This is a genomic window from Ruegeria sp. S84 (genome assembly GCF_056583445.1).
The window spans coordinates 2845019-2861813 of record NZ_CM152618.1 but is presented as its reverse complement, the minus strand read 5'-3'; the positions used below and the strand labels follow the sequence as shown (position 1 = coordinate 2861813).

16 protein-coding genes, 1 tRNA gene and 1 pseudogene are annotated in these 16795 nt (G+C 57.4%); 15 read left to right on the top strand and 3 right to left on the bottom strand.

Annotation, left to right across the window (positions count from 1 at the left end):
• The first annotated feature begins 12 nt into the window (after positions 1–12).
• Together AC1DFB_RS14445 and AC1DFB_RS14440 are read left to right on the top strand one after the other, a co-directional pair.
• Positions 13–1023, top strand: coding sequence for an Ldh family oxidoreductase (locus AC1DFB_RS14445; RefSeq protein WP_480921536.1), 1011 nt, complete (start codon positions 13–15; stop codon positions 1021–1023).
• A 77-nt stretch (positions 1024–1100) separates the two neighbouring features.
• Positions 1101–2918 carry a BCCT family transporter gene (locus tag AC1DFB_RS14440; RefSeq protein ID WP_170408220.1) on the top strand — a complete coding sequence of 606 codons (1818 nt, stop codon included), beginning with the start codon at positions 1101–1103 and terminating at the stop codon, positions 2916–2918.
• A gap of 145 nt (positions 2919–3063) precedes the next feature.
• Here the strand turns inward: AC1DFB_RS14440 and AC1DFB_RS14435 are convergent.
• Positions 3064–3138: transfer RNA gene (locus AC1DFB_RS14435), tRNA-Thr, on the bottom strand.
• 82 nt (positions 3139–3220) lie between these two features.
• Between AC1DFB_RS14435 and AC1DFB_RS14430 the strand changes: the two genes are divergently transcribed.
• The 10 genes from AC1DFB_RS14430 to AC1DFB_RS14385 all read left to right on the top strand — a co-directional run bounded on the left by AC1DFB_RS14430 (position 3221) and on the right by AC1DFB_RS14385 (position 9931).
• A complete protein-coding gene (locus AC1DFB_RS14430) occupies positions 3221–3376 on the top strand; it encodes a hypothetical protein (RefSeq protein WP_170425679.1) in 156 nt (51 codons plus the stop codon).
• A gap of 6 nt (positions 3377–3382) precedes the next feature.
• Positions 3383–4651, top strand: coding sequence for a UDP-N-acetylglucosamine 1-carboxyvinyltransferase (gene murA, locus AC1DFB_RS14425; protein WP_170398447.1), 1269 nt, complete (start codon positions 3383–3385; stop codon positions 4649–4651).
• Positions 4648–5124, top strand: coding sequence for a DUF2948 family protein (locus AC1DFB_RS14420; RefSeq protein ID WP_170408222.1), 477 nt, complete (start codon positions 4648–4650; stop codon positions 5122–5124). Before murA ends, AC1DFB_RS14420 begins: the two co-directional genes overlap by 4 nt.
• Positions 5121–5642: a GNAT family N-acetyltransferase gene (locus tag AC1DFB_RS14415; protein ID WP_480921535.1), complete on the top strand. Its 522-nt coding sequence runs from the start codon at positions 5121–5123 to the stop codon at positions 5640–5642. The genes AC1DFB_RS14420 and AC1DFB_RS14415 overlap by 4 nt, the downstream gene beginning before the upstream one ends.
• 60 nt (positions 5643–5702) lie before the next feature.
• Positions 5703–7004 carry a histidinol dehydrogenase gene (hisD, locus tag AC1DFB_RS14410; protein WP_480921534.1) on the top strand — a complete coding sequence of 434 codons (1302 nt, stop codon included), beginning with the start codon at positions 5703–5705 and terminating at the stop codon, positions 7002–7004.
• A 98-nt stretch (positions 7005–7102) separates the two neighbouring features.
• On the top strand, positions 7103–7582 hold the full coding sequence (locus AC1DFB_RS14405) for a UPF0262 family protein (RefSeq protein ID WP_480921533.1): 480 nt from the start codon (positions 7103–7105) through the stop codon (positions 7580–7582).
• Positions 7583–7585: 3 nt separating this feature from the next.
• Positions 7586–8038 carry an arsenate-mycothiol transferase ArsC gene (locus tag AC1DFB_RS14400; protein ID WP_170398460.1) on the top strand — a complete coding sequence of 151 codons (453 nt, stop codon included), beginning with the start codon at positions 7586–7588 and terminating at the stop codon, positions 8036–8038.
• A 2-nt stretch (positions 8039–8040) separates the two neighbouring features.
• A complete protein-coding gene (locus AC1DFB_RS14395) occupies positions 8041–8439 on the top strand; it encodes a ketosteroid isomerase-related protein (RefSeq protein WP_170398462.1) in 399 nt (132 codons plus the stop codon).
• Positions 8432–9025: a GNAT family N-acetyltransferase gene (locus AC1DFB_RS14390; RefSeq protein ID WP_170408225.1), complete on the top strand. Its 594-nt coding sequence runs from the start codon at positions 8432–8434 to the stop codon at positions 9023–9025. Before AC1DFB_RS14395 ends, AC1DFB_RS14390 begins: the two co-directional genes overlap by 8 nt.
• Positions 9026–9169: 144 nt before the next feature.
• The gene (locus AC1DFB_RS14385; RefSeq protein WP_170513804.1) at positions 9170–9931 is read left to right on the top strand and encodes a hypothetical protein; all 762 of its coding nucleotides are present in this window, start codon (positions 9170–9172) and stop codon (positions 9929–9931) included.
• Positions 9932–9986: 55 nt separating this feature from the next.
• On the opposite strand, the gene AC1DFB_RS14380 is transcribed toward AC1DFB_RS14385, so the two are convergent.
• Entirely contained in the window at positions 9987–10760 is a 774-nt protein-coding gene (locus AC1DFB_RS14380; RefSeq protein ID WP_480921532.1) for a FadR/GntR family transcriptional regulator, read from the bottom strand.
• 330 nt (positions 10761–11090) lie between these two features.
• Here AC1DFB_RS14380 and AC1DFB_RS14375 point away from each other — a divergent pair, with 330 nt between their 5' ends.
• From AC1DFB_RS14375 to dld, 3 genes are all read left to right on the top strand, one after another.
• Positions 11091–12143: a TRAP transporter substrate-binding protein gene (locus AC1DFB_RS14375; protein ID WP_170398473.1), complete on the top strand. Its 1053-nt coding sequence runs from the start codon at positions 11091–11093 to the stop codon at positions 12141–12143.
• A gap of 128 nt (positions 12144–12271) precedes the next feature.
• A complete protein-coding gene (locus AC1DFB_RS14370; protein WP_480921531.1) occupies positions 12272–14338 on the top strand; it encodes a TRAP transporter large permease subunit in 2067 nt (688 codons plus the stop codon).
• 14 nt (positions 14339–14352) lie between these two features.
• Entirely contained in the window at positions 14353–16035 is a 1683-nt protein-coding gene (gene dld, locus AC1DFB_RS14365) for a D-lactate dehydrogenase (RefSeq protein ID WP_480921530.1), read from the top strand.
• Between the two features lie 33 nt (positions 16036–16068).
• On the opposite strand, the pseudogene AC1DFB_RS14360 reads toward dld, so the two are convergent.
• Positions 16069–16693, bottom strand: a pseudogene (locus AC1DFB_RS14360) (DnaJ domain-containing protein).
• Between the last annotated feature and the right edge of the window lie 102 nt (positions 16694–16795).

The window sequence follows — 16795 nt, the reverse complement described above, 5'->3', positions numbered from 1 at the left end:
TGAGAGAGCGACATGATCGAAACCCGTACCCTTAGCCTAGCTGAAATCGAGGATCTTTCTTTCCGTGCGTTGGTGTCCGCGGGCACCAGCGAAGAAAACGCGCGCCCATTGGCAATTGCAACCGCCGCAACCGAGGCGGACGGGGTAGCGAGCCATGGTCTGGCCTATATCCCGATCTATTGCGAACATGTTCAGTGCGGCAAGGTAGATGGGCAGGCCACCCCTCAGCTGTCCCAGCCGCGCCCCGGCGTAGTGACGGTCGACGCGGCAACCGGGTTCGCCCACACGGCGATCGACGTTGGGTTCGAGGCATTGATCGCTGCGGCGCGCACGCAGGGCGTTGCGGAGTTGGCGATCTGCAACAGCTATAACTGTGGCGTGCTGGGGTATCACACCTACCGGCTGGCACAGGCTGGTTTTGTGGGGCTTGGGTTCACCAACGCGCCCGCCTCCATCGCGCCGTCCGGGGGTGCCAAGCCCGTGGTCGGGACCAATCCGTTCTCAATTGCAGTCCCCGGAAACGATGGCCAACCCGCATTACTGATCGATCAAAGTGCCAGCACCATCGCAAAAAGCGAGGTCATGAAACACGCGCGCGAAGGCAAACCAATCCCGGTTGGCTGGGCGTTGGACGCAGATGGCAACCCTACGACCGACCCGAATGTTGGGCTTAAGGGTTCCATGGCCCCATCGGGTGGGTACAAAGGGGTTGGCGTTGCCCTGATGACCGAGGTTTTGGCTGCAGCGCTGACCGGTGCCACGCTTGGGATACACGCCTCACCTTTTTCGGGAACCGCCGGTGGGCCTCCGAAAACAGGCCAGTTCTTTATTGCAATTGACGCTTCTGCGACTGCGGATGACGCATTTTCTTCCAGAATTGTCGATCTTGTCGAAGCGATCCGATCTCAGAACGGCGCACATTTGCCCGGTGACGGCCGCCAGGCAAAGCGTTTGGTGGCCAAGAACGATGGTGTGGCTGTCAGTGTAGCGACCCTCGACAAAATAGAAGCTCTGCTGACGTAGGGCTCGATGGCGAAGCTCCGGGACGCTCATGAAGATCTTTCTGGAAATCAGGACACGTGCGAATAGGGAGGAAACACATGTCTATGAAGGAACCTTTTACCGATCTGGAGATCAAGCGATCTTCGGGCGGGTTTTATGAAGGGCACAGTGTTGAGATTGCCTTGCTGAGCAAGTCAATCATGGTCGCGCTGGTTATCTGGGCGCTTGTCTGGCCCGCAAATGCAAACGGAGTTCTTGGAAGCCTGAACTCGCGTCTGCTGGAAGATTTCAACGCCTTCTATATCATTATTGTCGGCTTTTTTGTCTTTTTCCTGTTTGTCGTGGCGGCGCTGCCGCAAACCGGTAAGCGGCTTATGGGCCCAGAGGGCGAAAAACCAGAATTCTCGGATTTCTCATGGTTTTCGATGATGTTTGGCGCGGGCTTGGGCGTCGGTCTCATGGTGTTCGCTACCGCTGAGCCTTTAGGGCTGTGGGGATCGAACCCGGTTGTCATCGCGGGCGATGTCGTCGGCAATAGCGAAGACGCATTGCAGTCAGGATATCGCTACACTTTCTTGCATTACGGGTTTCACGCCTGGGCGATCTATGTGGTGACCGGCCTGTCGCTGGCCTATTACGCCTACACGCGCAACATGCCCCTGACTATTCGCACCGCGCTGACACCTCTGTTCGGCAAGCTGATGAACGGCTTCCTGGGCCACGTCGTGGATGTGCTGGGCGTGGTAGCAACCATTCTGGGTGTTTCAGTTACCATCGGGTACGGGGTTTCGCAGTTCATCGACGGCCTATACGCCATTTCGGGTATGGAATGGATGATGGATCTGACCGGTGACGCACCAGCCCCCAGCACTGTTGGTCTGCTGGCTGGCCTCATTGTGATCATGGGCCTTTCGATCATCTCGGCTGTCTCTGGTGTTGGTCGTGGCGTCAAGTACCTGTCTAACCTGAACCTGGTGTTGTCGCTGATCCTGTTGCTGGTCTTTGTTGTCTTTGGGTCGTTCCTGTTCGCGATGACGACTTACGCAACTGCATTTGTCGATTACATCCAGCACTTCATTTCGCTCAGCTTTGGTGCTTTCAATCCGCAATCGGCGGCGGCGTTTGATGCTGCCCTGCCGAGTGAAGCAGCGCCGTTTGCCGATGCGCTTTATGCCGGTGCGACCAATCCTTGGGGATCGTTTGACGGGTTCAAATCTGGCCTGGAAGGCGACGCCGCCGCGCTGCCGGAATCTGTACTGGCTTCGGTCTACGCCGCAGGTGATCCGGGTCGGCAGTTTGGCTGGCAAGCGGGCTGGACCACGTTCTACTGGGCCTGGTGGATTGCGTTTTCGCCTTTCGTCGGCCTGTTCCTGGCGCGCATTTCCAAAGGACGCTCTGTGCGTGAGTTCATCATCGGTTGTGTCTTTGCCCCTGCGCTGGTCTGCTTTGCGTGGATGACCATTCTGGGTGGCACCGCGATCGATCTAGAACTGAATGGCACCGCCGAAGGCGCCATCGTCGGGGCGTCGAACACCGCCAAGCTGTTTGTCACATTGCAAGAGATGATCACCGGTGGGCTGTTGTCTGGCATCACCGTGATGTGCGTCGTCCTGATCATGACCTTCCTGGTCACCTCGGCGGACTCGGGCATTCTGGTGATGAACACCATCATGTCTGGCGGAGATCAGAACATCGGTAACAAGCACAAGATCGTCTGGGGCCTTATCCTGACAGCGGTGATTGGCGCTCTGATCCTCGCTGCGGGTGAAAACAATCCGATGGACGCCTTGCGAAATGCGATGATCATCGGTGCGCTACCCTTTACGATGGTCATGGGCCTGATGTGCATAGCGCTCGCCAAGGCGCTTTATCGCGATGGTCTGAGGCAAAAGCAGACCACAGCACCTGCGGAATAAACCTAGGCACGGGCGGTTGTGATGCAACCGCCCGCTGTCATCAGGCGCTTGCGCGCGTCAACTTCAACTCAATTCAATGAAAATGCCAGTGGCTGAGACGCCACGTGATCGTGCACCACTCGAAGCATTATGTCGGACGTGAAGATGGTGCTGCTGGAGAGAATTGAACTCTCGACCTCTCCCTTACCAAGGGAGTGCTCTACCTCTGAGCTACAGCAGCGCTGTGGGCGGGTGATTAGACTCAAACGAAACGCGGCGCAAGGGTGTCTGGACGGTTTTTTCTACTCCTGTAGAGAAAGGCAATGGCAGACAAAAATTCACCTAAAAAACACGGCAAGTCCGGGGAAACGCGCGAAGACCGTCTAAAGGCGGCGCTAAAAGCGAATATGGCGCGGCGCAAGGCTCAGGCCAAGGCGCGGGCCACCTCCGGGGACAAAGCCGGCAAGGACGAGGGATAAGAGCAAATGGATTCGATTCTGGTAACGGGTAATGGCCCGCTGAACGGGCAGATTCCCATTGCGGGGGCCAAAAATGCGTGTCTGACGCTGATGCCCGCGACCTTGCTCAGCGAAGAACCGCTGACGTTGACCAATGCGCCGCGTTTGAGTGACATCAAGACCATGACGGCGCTGCTGCGGTCGCTGGGGGCCGAGGTGTCTTCGCTGCAGGATGGTCAAGTCATTGCGATGTCCAGCCATGACCTGAACAGCCACACGGCGGATTATGACATCGTGCGAAAAATGCGCGCTTCGAACCTGGTGTTGGGGCCGATGCTGGCGCGGCTGGGGCAGGCCGTGGTGTCGCTACCTGGTGGATGTGCCATTGGCGCGCGCCCGATGGATTTGCATGTCGAAGGGCTTGAGGCGCTGGGCGCCGAGATCGAGCTTAAAGATGGCTATCTGCACGCGAAGGCGTCGGGCGGGCTGAAAGGCGCTGTGCATGAGATGCGCTTTGCCTCGGTCGGCGCGACCGAGAACATCGTCATGGCCGCCACGCTGGCCAAGGGCACCACGGTGCTGAAAAACGCCGCGCGCGAGCCCGAGATTGTCGATCTGGTCGAATGCTTGCGCAAGATGGGCGCTCAGATTTCGGGTGAGGGGACCTCGACCATCGAAATTCAGGGTGTCGATCGTCTGCACGGCGCGACCCATCAGGTGGTGACCGACCGGATTGAGCTGGGCACTTATATGCTGGCCCCGGCGATCTGCGGGGGCGAGGTTGAGCTGCTGGGCGGGCGCATGTCGCTGGTCGAATCCTTCGCCGCCAAGCTGGATGCGGCGGGGATCAGTGTTTCTGAAACCGACAAGGGGCTGAAGGTTTCTCGTAAGAACGGGCGTGTGACCTCGGTAGATGTGGTCACCGAACCCTTCCCCGGCTTCCCGACCGATCTGCAGGCGCAGATGATGGCGCTGATGTGCACTGCCGAAGGTGTGTCCGTGCTTGAAGAGCGTATTTTCGAGAATCGCTTTATGCATGCGCCCGAACTGGTGCGCATGGGCGCGAATATCGAGGTACATGGCGGCACGGCCACCGTAACCGGGGTCGAACGATTGAAAGGTGCTCCGGTGATGGCGACAGACCTGAGGGCCTCGGTTTCGCTGATCCTTGCTGGAATGGCGGCGGAAGGTGAGACGGTTGTCAGCCGGGTCTATCATCTGGACCGCGGATATGAACATGTGGTGCGCAAGCTGGAAGGCGTGGGCGCAAAGATCGAACGGATTAAGGGTCAATGACAGACGCAAGTTTCAAAGATGGCCGCGAGGCACCGCTGAACCTTGGAGCCGAGGATGCCGATGATCTCCAGGTGATTGCGACCCTGACGCAGGATGCGGTTTTCCCGGTGACCGAGATGACATGGCAACCCGGCCAGCGCCGCTTTGCGCTGCTGCTCAATCGCTTTCGCTGGGAAGACAAGGATGCCGCTGCCCGGCGCGGTCGCGCCTACGAGCGGGTGCAGGCCGTTTTGATGTTCGGCTCGGTTCTGTCGGTAGCGAGTCAGGGCATCGACCGCAGCGACAAGGACATGATCCTGTCTCTGCTCTCGGTCGAATTCGAGCCAAGCGAGGATGGTGCGGGACAAATCCTGTTGACCTTGGCAGGCGACGGCGCGATCCGCCTGTCGGTTGAGGCCATCGATGCAACGCTCAAGGATGTGACGCGTCCCTACAAGGCGCCTTCTGGACAAGCGCCCCATCACCCCGAGTGAAGAATAAACGTGGCATCGCTCAGGCCTTCCCGAATCCGCCACGCGGCATCGCGGTGCGGCGGGCAACCGTGTTTGATGTATTCGACATCAACCGTGTTCTGATCCGATCGATCCGTGACCTCTGTCGGGCGGATCATCTGGATAATCCCGAAAACCTTTCCCGCTGGTCTGCCAATAAGGATCCGGCTTCGGTCCGAAACTGGATCGATAGTGGAGCAATCCTTTGGGTCGCTACGCAAGTGGGAGTGGTTACTGCAGTGGGCGGTTTAAGTGGCGAGGGTGAGATATCCCTGCTTTATGTCGATCCCGATCACGCAGGGCGCGGGCTCGGAGCAGCGCTGCTGCACCGGTTGGAAGAGGAACTGCAAGCACGTGGCGCCTCTGAGGCGCATCTGCACGCGACCAAAACGGCACATTCGTTCTATCTGGCGCACGGCTGGCATGATGTCGGCGACCCGACGGAATGGCACGGCATCCCCCAATTCCCGATGCGCAAATCGCTGCACCCAGCGGCCTAAGGGTTGAGGCCACCCGGCCCGGGCGATAAGACCCGTTGAAACGCTTCCGGAGTCTCTCACATGCCCGCTTTCCTCGATACGACCTCCGCCGATTTCGAACCTGCATTTCAGGCGCTGTTGTCCGCCAAGCGCGAGGACAGCCCCGATGTGGATGCGGTCGTGGCGCAGATCATCGATGATGTGCGGACCCGTGGTGATGCTTCGGTGATCGAACTTACCGCGAAATTCGACCGGCTGGAGCTGACGCCCGAGACCATGGCCTTTTCATCCAATGAGATCGCCGAGGCCGTTGCGCAGGTCACGCGCCAGGACCGGGCCGCGTTGGAACTGGCTGCAGAACGCATTCGTGCATATCACGAAAAGCAGATGCCCGAGGATCATCAGTGGACCGATGAGGCAGGCGCAACACTCGGCTGGCGCTGGTCGGCGGTGTCGGCTGCGGGGCTTTATGTGCCGGGCGGATTGGCTTCATACCCGTCGTCGGTTTTGATGAACGCAATACCTGCGAAGGTGGCGGGCGTAGACCGGTTGGCCATTGTCGTCCCCACGCCTGAGGGTCAGGCAAACCCGCTGGTCCTGCTGGCGGCACAACTGTCGGGCGTGGATGAGATTTATCGCATCGGCGGCGCGCAAGCTGTGGCCGCGCTGGCTTATGGCACCGAAACCATTGCGCCGGTCGATAAGATCACCGGCCCGGGCAACGCCTTCGTGGCCGCCGCGAAACGCCGTGTATTCGGCAAGGTCGGCATCGACATGATCGCGGGCCCCTCGGAAATTCTGGTCATTGCAGACAAGGACAACGACCCCGACTGGATCGCGCTGGACCTGCTCAGCCAGGCCGAGCATGACGAAAGCGCCCAATCCATTTTGATCACGGATGACGCAGAATTTGGTCAAGCCGTGACGCAAGCGGTGGAAAAACGTCTTGAGACCCTGCAACGCCGCGCCATCGCCTGGGCCAGCTGGCGCGACTTTGGTGCCGTAATCACTGCGCGCGATCTGGACGAGGCTGCCGCGTTGTCCAACCGCATCGCGCCCGAACATCTGGAACTCTGCGTGGCCGACCCGGTGGCGTTAAGCCAGCAAACGATCCATGCCGGTGCCATTTTCCTTGGCCAGTACACGCCCGAAGCCATTGGCGATTATGTCGGCGGCCCCAATCACGTGCTGCCCACAGCGCGTTCGGCGCGCTTTTCGTCTGGCCTTAGCGTGATGGATTTTCTCAAACGCACAACGCTCAGCCAGATGACACCCGAAGCTTTGCGCGCCATCGGCCCGGCGGCTGAAACGCTTGCGCAATCCGAAAGCCTCGAAGCGCATGGCCTGTCCGTTTCTGCGCGCCTTAACCGGCTGAATGGCTGAAGTGACGCAAAGACTTGGCACGCATGGCGCTTCTGTACGTTGCTCAATGAAAATCGTTGTTATAGGTCTGTGCAGACGCAAGGATTGTGACCGTTAAGATGACCCGTATTTCGCATATCGAACTGGACGACCGAAATCTGCCCCCGCCGACACCGGAGATCGAGCAGGAGCGGAAGGTCGCCATATATGATTTGCTTGAAGATAACTCGTTCACGCTGCCAGCGCGCGACGATCGGGTGATCCCCGACGGGCCCTACCATGTGCAGCTATCAATCCGTGACAAGCGACTGGTTTTCGATATCGCCACCGAAGCCAGCGAGAAGGCGGCTGAGTTTCATCTGTCGCTTGGTCCATTCCGGCAGGTCGTAAAAGACTATTTTCAGATCTGCGAGAGCTATTTCGATGCGGTGAAAACACTGCCGCCCAGTCAGATCGAAACGATCGATATGGCTCGGCGCGGCATCCACAACGAAGGCAGCCGCGTGTTACAGGAAAGGCTGGAAGGCAAAGCTGAGGTTGATACTGATACTGCCCGCCGCCTCTTTACGCTCATCTGCGTCCTTCATTTTGGAGGCTAACGGGTGACGCCTCTGCCGCAGTCCATTCTGTTCTGTTGCGACCACAATTCGGTTCGGTCACCCATGGCCGAAGGCATCATGAAGAAGTTTTACGGCACCGGCACCTATGTGCAATCTGCTGGCGTGCATAACGATCTGGAGATCGATGGGTTCTGCATCGCAGCCTGTCAGGAGATTGGCGTTGAGCTGTCCCGTCACCGCTCGCGTTCTTTTGACGAAATGGAGCAATGGGGCGATGACCTCAGTTCATTTGATCTGATCGTGGCCCTGTCACCCGCCAGCCAGCGAAAAGCGCTGGAACTGACGCGTTTTTTTCACCTGGATGTCGATTATTGGCCAATTATGGACCCTACCGGACTAGGTGAAACCCGCGAGGACAAGCTACGTCATTATCGACAAACCCGAGATCAGATCATCGCGCATCTGAAAGACCGCTGGGGTGAACCGACGGAGTGACCATGAACCCGACCGTGAAAACTTACTTTGATGCCTTCAATGCCGGTGACGTGGATGGCATGTTGGCCTGCCTGTCGGATGACGTGGCCCATCATGTCAACGAAGGTCAGATTCGCGTCGGCAAAGAGAAATTTGCCGCCTTCTGCGCGCATATGAACCGCTGCTACCGCGAGAACCTGACGGATATCGTGATCTTTGAAGCCGAAGGCGGTACCCGTGCTGCGGCTGAGTTCATCGTCAACGGAACCTATCTGGAAACTGATGAAGGTCTGCCAGAAGCGTATGGGCAGACTTACCGCTTGCCTGCGGGTTCGTTTTTTGACCTTAACGACGGCAAGATCACCCGCGTGACCACGTTTTACAACCTTGCGGACTGGACCAAACAGGTCTCGAATGGCTGAGATTTCGCAGGTCCGCGCAATGACCGGATCGACATTGGTCGACGCGTTGGATGAAGTCGCGCGCCTGCGGATCGACGTATTTCACGCTTGGCCATATCTCTATGATGGCGATCTGAAGTATGAGCGGAAATACCTGCAGTCCTACGTCGATAGCGCCAGGGCCATCGTTGTCGGAGCGTTCGACGGTGATACTTTGGTGGGTGCTTCGACGGGTGCACCTTTGACGGATCACGCCGACGATTTCGCGGCCGCGTTCGAAGGCTCGGGCCTATCGCTGGGCGATATCTTCTATTGCGCAGAATCGGTTCTGCTGCCGGAGTATCGCGGGCAGGGAGCAGGCCATACGTTCTTTGATCTGCGCGAAGCCCACGCCCATGCGATGGGATTCACCAAAAGCGCCTTCTGCAGTGTAGTACGCCCTGACGACCACCCCATGCGACCAGATCATTACCGCCCGTTGGATGCCTTCTGGCGCGCGCGGGGATATGCGCCGCTTCCTGGCGTCGTGGCGCTATTCTCGTGGAAGGATCGAGGCGACGATTGCGAAACCCAAAAGCCGCTTCAATTCTGGATTCGGGATTTATAAGCCATCCATGCGCGTCGCGCCGGGTGTTTGAAACGGGTTGTGGCATTGTGAGTTGGCGATGACATGTGCGGCCGAATTTGCCTGAAACACCCTATGATTGTATAGTTTCACCTATTCAATTGCGCGTTTTCATGGGGAAATTTGATGAAGTCCGTTTTCAATCGCCTGATTCCGGCCTTGGTGCCGCTGACTTTGATCACCGGTTGTGCCTACGAGAATAGGGCCTTTAATGCCGAGCAAACCGTGCTGTCGAATACATCGGGAGACGTTATCCAGCACGCTGTTGGGATCGGGGGTGCGTTTGAAACGGCACCAAAAACATTTCAGTCCACAAGCCTGTTGCTTGAACGCGGTCCTATTCGTACGTCGTATTATGCGCTGCAACTTTCAGATGCCTACAAAAGGCTGGGCGACGAAGCAGCGCGCAATCGGGACCTGACAGCGGCGGCACTGATCACTGTAGCAGGCGGTGCCGCGCTTGGAAGTGCGGCCTCGATCTCAGGGAAAGACCTGGCCTTGGTCTTGGCCGGTGGAGCTTTGATCAATGAAGGCGTTAAATACGTAAACCCTAACAGCGCGGCGCAGGCTTTCTACGTGGCATCCGAGTCAATGGCGTGCGCAAGCGCTGCGATTGCCGCCCATGTACCTGTGGACACTCCACCAGACATTCGTGTGTCTTCTCTGACCCTTTGGTACATTCGAAAAATTGAGGTTTTGCTGCGCGCGGGATTGAAACGGGACGTACCGGACTGGAACACGTTGCTCAAAAACCTTGGTTTGACGAGGCAAGGAGCCAATGAGGTGGACGCTCTGCGAGCTGGAGACATAAACCTCAGTGCATTGGAAGTAGACTTGGAAAAGTGCCTGAGGCGAGAACCGGTCGAGAAAGGCAAAGCCAAGACTTAGTACGTCGTGCGGGAGACTTTTCCTTAGAACAAAAAATACGCCTCTGTTTTTGACCTCAATCCGAAAACTGCCGCCGTTTTGCTGCGCGGATCTCGCGAGCTTGTTGTTCTTGTCCAACGCGAAATGAATCCTCGACGAAATCCATATGCGTGCGTGCGGCGGTTTCTGCACGGTCCGGGTCGCCATCGATGATGGCCTGCGCGATTGCCTTGTGCTGATCAAGCAGTGCTTCACCCGTGCCGTCCATCGAGCGCAGGAAGCGGCGGTTGTAGAACACGCCTTGGCGCGTGAGGTCATAGATGGATGCCATCATGTGGATAAGGGTCGTGTTTTGGCTCGCATCGACAACGGCGGCGTGCAGTCGAAAATCAGCCTCTTCACTGGCATCCTGATCATCATTCTCCCAGGCTCGCTGCATTTCATCGATGATTTCAGCAATCCGTTCCTTGTCGGATTGTGTAGCGCGCTGTGCGGCGAGGCGGCTGGCAAAGGCCTCTTGCTCGCGCCGGTATTCAAGATAATCGTAGAAAGCACTGCCGTGCCGGGCATAGAGAGACAGAAGGGCGGGCGACATGGCACGACCGGTCAGTGGGGCGATAAAGGTGCCCTCGCCATGTCGCACGGTCACCAAGCCGCGATTTTCGAGGGTTTGGAGTGCTTCGCGCAGCTTGGGGCGTGAAACGCCTAGGGCTTCCGCAAGCTCCCGTTCAGACGGGATTTTGCGACCCTCTTTCAGGATTCCATCAACAATCATTGTCTCGATTTGTGCGACCACCGCATCGGCAATTGATTCGTGACCAACGGGATCAAAGAGGCTGTTCGTGCTCATAATTCCTGTCCGGTAGTTAGATTAAAGATCGTCGAGGTTGTTTATAATATTTACCACTAGCTTTCGGCATTGCAAGAAAAACTACCCAAAAATACGGACGCTCGCCGCGCATATAAGCGTTTGTTTTTATTGAGTGTCGCAAAATTATTCGAAAATTTCGGGTTATGAAAGGTCAATCTTGGTTATGAGCCACACCACCGCGGCGTAGCCAAATTGGTAAATAAAATTGTTGACTAAATGATAAGGTAAACAATATTTACCACTTAAGCCGTGCTCGCGGCGAGAGTGACAGCCAGACCACCGGCTGATCTTTACCTTGGAGGAGAACCCATGAAGACCACCCTGACATCGCTTGCCGTTGCGGCCTCGCTGCTGGCAGCCCCGGTTGCCCACGCGGCGGATAAGATGCTGCTGAAAACCCCAATCGCGTTTTCAACCGCTCTACCGGGCCTCGGCTCGCCGATCCCGCGCGTGGCCGAACAGCTGGACCTGATGTCCGGCGGCACGCTGAAGATGAAGGTTTACGAACCGGGCAAGCTGGTCCCGCCGTTTGAAATTCTGGATGCGGTGTCTTCAGGCAAGATCAATTCGGGCTATACCACCGCCGGCTACTGGGCGGGTAAGATCCCGGCTGCACCGTTGTTCTCGGCCGTTCCGTTTGGCCCTGAGGCGGGTGAATACATGGCGTGGCTGTACTATGGCAACGGCATGAGCTTGTATCAGGAGATGTATGATCAGGCCGGTTTCAACGTCCATGTCATTCCCTGCGCCATTATCGCTCCCGAAACCTCGGGCTGGTTCGCGAATGAGATCAACAGCCCCGAAGACCTGAACGGCCTGAAGATGCGCTTTTTCGGTCTGGGCGGTGAAGTGATGCAGAAGCTGGGTGTGGCGACGTCACTGCTGCCCGGCGGCGAAATCTTCCCGGCACTGGAAAAAGGCGCGATCGACGCGACCGAATTCTCGATGCCTGCCATCGACGCACGCCTCGGTTTCCACAAGTTGGTCAAGTACAACTATTTCCCCGGCTGGCACCAGCAAGCGACGGTGTTTGAACTGATGATCAACAAGGACGTCTGGAACGAAGCCAGCGATCAGCACAAAGCGATCATCGAAAATGCCTGTAAGGCTTCGATGGCTGACAGCTTTGCCGAAGGTGAGGCGATCCAACACGCTGCGCTGCTGGACAACGTTGAAAACAATGGTGTTCAGATCAAGCAGTGGAACGACGAGATGCTGTCGACCTTCCGCGCGACCTGGGAAGAGGTTGCCGCAGAACAGGCCGCCAACGACGAATTCTTTGCCAAGGTTCTGGCCGACATGAACGAATTCCGTGACGGTTATGCGGTCTGGAAAGAGAACGCATTCCTCCCCCGCAAGTAAATTTGCCACTTGCGATTGTCCGGGGGCGGCTTCCTTCCGCCGCCCTCGGACCCTTCTGATTTTCTTTATTTTCCCCAACGACCCGGGCGCATTCACGTCCCCACTGCCAAACTCTTGAGGAGGAGACCATGGCCGAGACACAGCGTCATCAGGACGACCCGATTGAAGTCTATGAAAGCATCCTTGAGCATGGGGAGCCCGATCGCCAGAAACTGGCCGTTGCCATCGACAACGGCGTCAAGGCGGTGGGTCATGTGGTCATGTGGGCCAACTTGCTGCTGGTTGCGGCCATCGTTTCGCAAGTGGCGATGCGCTATCTGCTGAACCAGAACTATCCCAAGCTGGATGAGATTCAGTGGCATTTCTATGGTCTGGTGACGATGATCGGCATTTCTTATGCGCTGGTCACCGACAGCCATGTGCGGGTGGACCTGCTGCACATGCAGCTCAGCCAGCGCGCGCGGCGGATTATCGAGATCATCGGAATCTTCACCCTATTGGTGCCGTTCATCTATTTGATGATCGATCAGGGGTATGACTATTTTTACGAAAGCTGGCGCGTCAATGAATCCTCGGACAGCCCTACCGGTCTACCTGCGCGTTGGGCTTTGAAAGGTGTGATCCCGGCCAGTTTTGTATTGCTGGCATTGGCTGCGGCGGCGCGGCTGATCCACGACGTGCACGCCCTGATCGTCAATCTCGACGAGGAACGGCAAGGCAAGGGCCTGCGTCTGATCGTCTGGGCGCTGTTGGGCTTTGCTGTGGTGGCGACCGCGCTGACCTTCCTGGTGGAAACGACTGAGGAAAAACTGGTCATCGCGATGTTCCTGACCTTCATCGCGCTGCTTTTCACCGGCTTCCCGGTGGCATGGACGCTGGCCGGGGTCGGGGTCGCATATTGCGGGCTCGCTTATCTGTTCGACAACGGCATGATGAATTGGACCGGGCTTGAGGAAACTCTGACCGGTCTGGACTATCTGACGCTGGGCGCGGTGGTGAACCGGGTCTATGCCACCATGTCAAATGCGGTTCTGGTGGCCTTGCCGATGTTCATCTTCATGGGCCTGATGCTGGACGAATCCGGTGTGGCCGAGCGTCTGATGACCTCGATGCAGCGCCTGTTTGGTACGGTGCGCGGCGGGCTGGCGATCACGGTGACAATGATCGGTATCATCCTGGCCGCCTCAACTGGCATTATCGGAGCCTCGGTGGTGCTGCTGGGCGTGCTTTCGCTGCCGTCGATGATGGAGCAGAAATACAGCCCCTCATTGGCCGCCGGTGTGGTCAGCGCTTCAGGCACGCTGGGCATCCTCATCCCGCCGTCGATCATGCTTGTCATCATGGCGGACCAGATGGCGCTATCGGTCGGCGACCTATTTATGGCTGCAGTGTTCCCCGGCGTGATCATTGGCGCGCTCTACCTGACCTATATTTTTGTCATCGCCCTGATCAAACGCGACGTGGCCCCGGTACCCGAAGGCGCAACCCGTCCTGACTGGAACGCAGTCAAGGACGTGCTGATTGCAGTCTTGCCGACGCTGGCCCTGATCCTCGCCGTGCTGGGCTCGATCTTCGCGGGTTTGACCACACCGACCGAAGCCTCGGGCGTGGGCGCGTTGGGAGCCACTCTGCTGGCGCTGGGATATCGCAAGCTGACGCTGGCCAAGCTGGTGAACGTGCTGAAAGCAACGTTCAACACCACCGCCTATATCTTCGCGATCTTCCTGGGTGCCACAGTGTTCTCCTATGTCTTGCGCGAACTGGGCGGCGACGCGCTGATCGAGGATATGATCCACAGTACCGGGCTCGGCCCAAATGGCACTGTCTTCATGATCCTGTTCATCGTCTTCCTGCTGGGCTTCGTGCTGGACTGGATCGAGATCACGCTCATCGTTCTGCCCTTGATGCGCCCCATCGTGAACGGGCTGGGCCTGGATATCGACGGCTTCGGTGTCATCGATGAACCTGCGCTGGTGTGGTTCGTAATCCTTGTGGCGGTGACGTTGCAGACCTCTTTCCTGACACCTCCGGTTGGATTTGCGCTTTTCTATCTGAAAGGGGTCTGCCCGCCCGAGATCAAGCTGACTGACATCTACAAAGGGATTATCCCATTCGTGATCCTGCAGCTGACCGGCCTGTTCTTTGTCTTCTTGTGGCCGCAACTGGCCACGTGGTTGCCCTCGGTCGCGTATTAACGGAGGGTAGCGGGATGAACGATGCCGATCTGATCAAGCGTCTTCAGGCCATTTGTGGGCGGCGGCGCGTTTTGACTTCGTCGCGCAGCACCCGCCGCTTTCGCCGGGGGTTCAGATCAGGTGAAGGGGACGCGCTCGCGGTGGCTCAGCCCGCCACGCTGCTGGAACAATGGCAGGTGCTTCAAGCCTGCGTTGCCGCCGACAAAATCGTCATCATGCAAGCCGCCAATACCGGCCTGACCGAAGGGTCTACGCCCAAGGGTAGCTACGATCGTGATGTAGTGTTGATCAACACGCGGCGGATGGACGATCTGCATCTGATCAATGAAGGCAAACAGGTCATCAGCTTTCCGGGCAGCACACTGTTTGCGCTGGAAAAGCTGCTGGACCCGATTGGCCGCCAGCCGCATTCGGTGATCGGATCTTCGTGCATCGGTGCCTCAGTCGTTGGCGGGGTGTGCAACAACTCGGGCGGTTCGCTGGTCGAGCGCGGCCCCTCCTATACCGAGCTGTCACTGTACGCGCGGATCACTCAGGACGGCGAGCTTGAGTTGGTCAATCATCTGGGCATGCAGTTGGGTGATACACCCGAAGAAATCCTGACCCGGCTGCAGAACGGTGATTTCTCAGCAACTGATATCGAGACCGACAATCGCAAAGCCTCTGACACCGATTACGCCCGTCGGGTGCGTAATGTAGATGCTGAAACGCCAGCACGCTTTAACGCTGATGAGTCGCGTCTATACGAAGCAGCGGGCTGCGCGGGTAAACTGGCGGTTTTTGCGGTTCGGCTGGATACATATGCCAAGAACGAAGCAGAACGTACTTTCTACGTCGGGGCGCACGACACCGAGGCATTCACGGAATTGCGCCGTCGCATCCTGTCCGACTTCAAAACCCTGCCGGTCAGCGCTGAATACATGCATGAGGAGGTATTCGATATCTCTGACCGCTATGGCAAAGACACCATGGTGATGATTGACAAGTTGGGCACCGATCGTTTGCCCACTTTCTTTGCGCTGAAGGGCGCGGTGGACGCGCGTTTGGAAGGCATACCGGTTCTCGGCAATTTTACCGATCGATTCATGCAGTTCGCGATGCGACTTTGGCCCGATATCCTGCCGCGCCGGATGCGGGCCTATCGGGATCGGTATCCGCATCACCTCATACTCAAAATGCGCGATGGCGGTATCGATGAAGCGCGCGATCTACTCAATGACATGACTGCCGAAGACAAGCTGGATTTCTTTGAATGCGACCTGCGTGAGGCAAAGATCGCTGGGCTACATCGTTTTGCTGCCGCAGGTGCAGCCATTCGTTATATGAAGGTTCATGCAGCCGAAGTGGAAGATATCATCGCCCTAGATATCGCGCTGCGCCGCAATGACGTCGACTGGTTCGAAGACTTGCCAGTTGAGATCGCGGATCAACTGGTCGGCAAGCTCTACTATGGCCACTTCATGTGTCATGTTCTGCATCAGGATTACATCGTCAAGAAAGGCGCGGATCCGAACGCGTTGAAGGCCGCAATGCTAAAGTTGCTGGACATACGCGGCGCTGAATACCCGGCCGAACACAATGTCGGCCACCTCTATGCGGCCAAACCCGATCTGGCAGCTTTCTACAAGTCGATCGATCCCACGAACAGTATGAACCCGGGAATCGGAAAGATGTCCCGCAACAAGCACTATTCGTGAGACGGAACGCTGCTGACCCGTATCCGTTGAATACTACTTGAAGCTGCGGCTGTCCTTGATCTGATCCCAGGCCCAGACGACCTCTTGCAACTGCTCTTCCTGAGATCGGTCACCACCGTTCATATCCGGGTGCAGCACCTTGATCAGCTTCTTGTAGGCTTTGCGAATCTCTGCCTTCGACCAGCTATCTTGCGCTTCGAGGATCTCAATCGCGCGGCGCTCAGTCGGCGGCAGGCGTCGACCGCCGGAATTGGCGCGGCCGGGATTTTTGGTGGCGTTTTCGCCTAGAACCTGATGCGGGTCCTCGATCCCCAGACGTGCCCAGGCACGGGCCTCGGGATCGCCCATCGGTTTGGTCTCACGCTCCCACACTTTGTCCTTCGAACGCTGCGCGTTCAGTTCGGCCTCGGTGGTGCCGTCGAAGAAATTCCACTTCTGATTATATTCGCGCACATGTTGCTGGCAGAACCAGAAAAAATCATCCAGCACGTCCGGAGCTTTGGGCGCGCGAAACTTACCGGGTTCTTCACAGCCCTCATGATCACAGATCTCGCACCGAAGTTTCGGACGCACCTGACATACCCCGACGGCCGCGCGGCTTCTTTTTCTTAGCGCTCGACACGGACATATCGAATCCGAAGGGATCTGACTTTACCATCTGCACAACCTCACGAAGGCATCTTTTCGACTCGGAGGCAGCAGTTTAATCTAAGCAGCCGAAAGTAGAAGAGGGGGACGGCAATTTATTTGCCGTTGAGCA

What these genes read in the sequence shown, in the direction of transcription:
- AC1DFB_RS14445 (WP_480921536.1), top strand. Translation starts at nt 13, where the DNA reads ATGATCGAAACCCGTACCCTTAGCCTAGCTGAAATCGAGGATCTTTCT.
- AC1DFB_RS14440 (WP_170408220.1), top strand. Translation starts at nt 1,101, where the DNA reads ATGTCTATGAAGGAACCTTTTACCGATCTGGAGATCAAGCGATCTTCG.
- AC1DFB_RS14430 (WP_170425679.1), top strand. Translation starts at nt 3,221, where the DNA reads ATGGCAGACAAAAATTCACCTAAAAAACACGGCAAGTCCGGGGAAACG.
- murA (WP_170398447.1), top strand. Translation starts at nt 3,383, where the DNA reads ATGGATTCGATTCTGGTAACGGGTAATGGCCCGCTGAACGGGCAGATT.
- AC1DFB_RS14420 (WP_170408222.1), top strand. Translation starts at nt 4,648, where the DNA reads ATGACAGACGCAAGTTTCAAAGATGGCCGCGAGGCACCGCTGAACCTT.
- hisD (WP_480921534.1), top strand. Translation starts at nt 5,703, where the DNA reads ATGCCCGCTTTCCTCGATACGACCTCCGCCGATTTCGAACCTGCATTT.
- AC1DFB_RS14405 (WP_480921533.1), top strand. Translation starts at nt 7,103, where the DNA reads ATGACCCGTATTTCGCATATCGAACTGGACGACCGAAATCTGCCCCCG.
- AC1DFB_RS14395 (WP_170398462.1), top strand. Translation starts at nt 8,041, where the DNA reads ATGAACCCGACCGTGAAAACTTACTTTGATGCCTTCAATGCCGGTGAC.
- AC1DFB_RS14390 (WP_170408225.1), top strand. Translation starts at nt 8,432, where the DNA reads ATGGCTGAGATTTCGCAGGTCCGCGCAATGACCGGATCGACATTGGTC.
- AC1DFB_RS14385 (WP_170513804.1), top strand. Translation starts at nt 9,170, where the DNA reads ATGAAGTCCGTTTTCAATCGCCTGATTCCGGCCTTGGTGCCGCTGACT.
- AC1DFB_RS14380 (WP_480921532.1), bottom strand. Translation starts at nt 10,760, where the DNA reads ATGAGCACGAACAGCCTCTTTGATCCCGTTGGTCACGAATCAATTGCC.
- AC1DFB_RS14375 (WP_170398473.1), top strand. Translation starts at nt 11,091, where the DNA reads ATGAAGACCACCCTGACATCGCTTGCCGTTGCGGCCTCGCTGCTGGCA.
- AC1DFB_RS14370 (WP_480921531.1), top strand. Translation starts at nt 12,272, where the DNA reads ATGGCCGAGACACAGCGTCATCAGGACGACCCGATTGAAGTCTATGAA.
- dld (WP_480921530.1), top strand. Translation starts at nt 14,353, where the DNA reads ATGAACGATGCCGATCTGATCAAGCGTCTTCAGGCCATTTGTGGGCGG.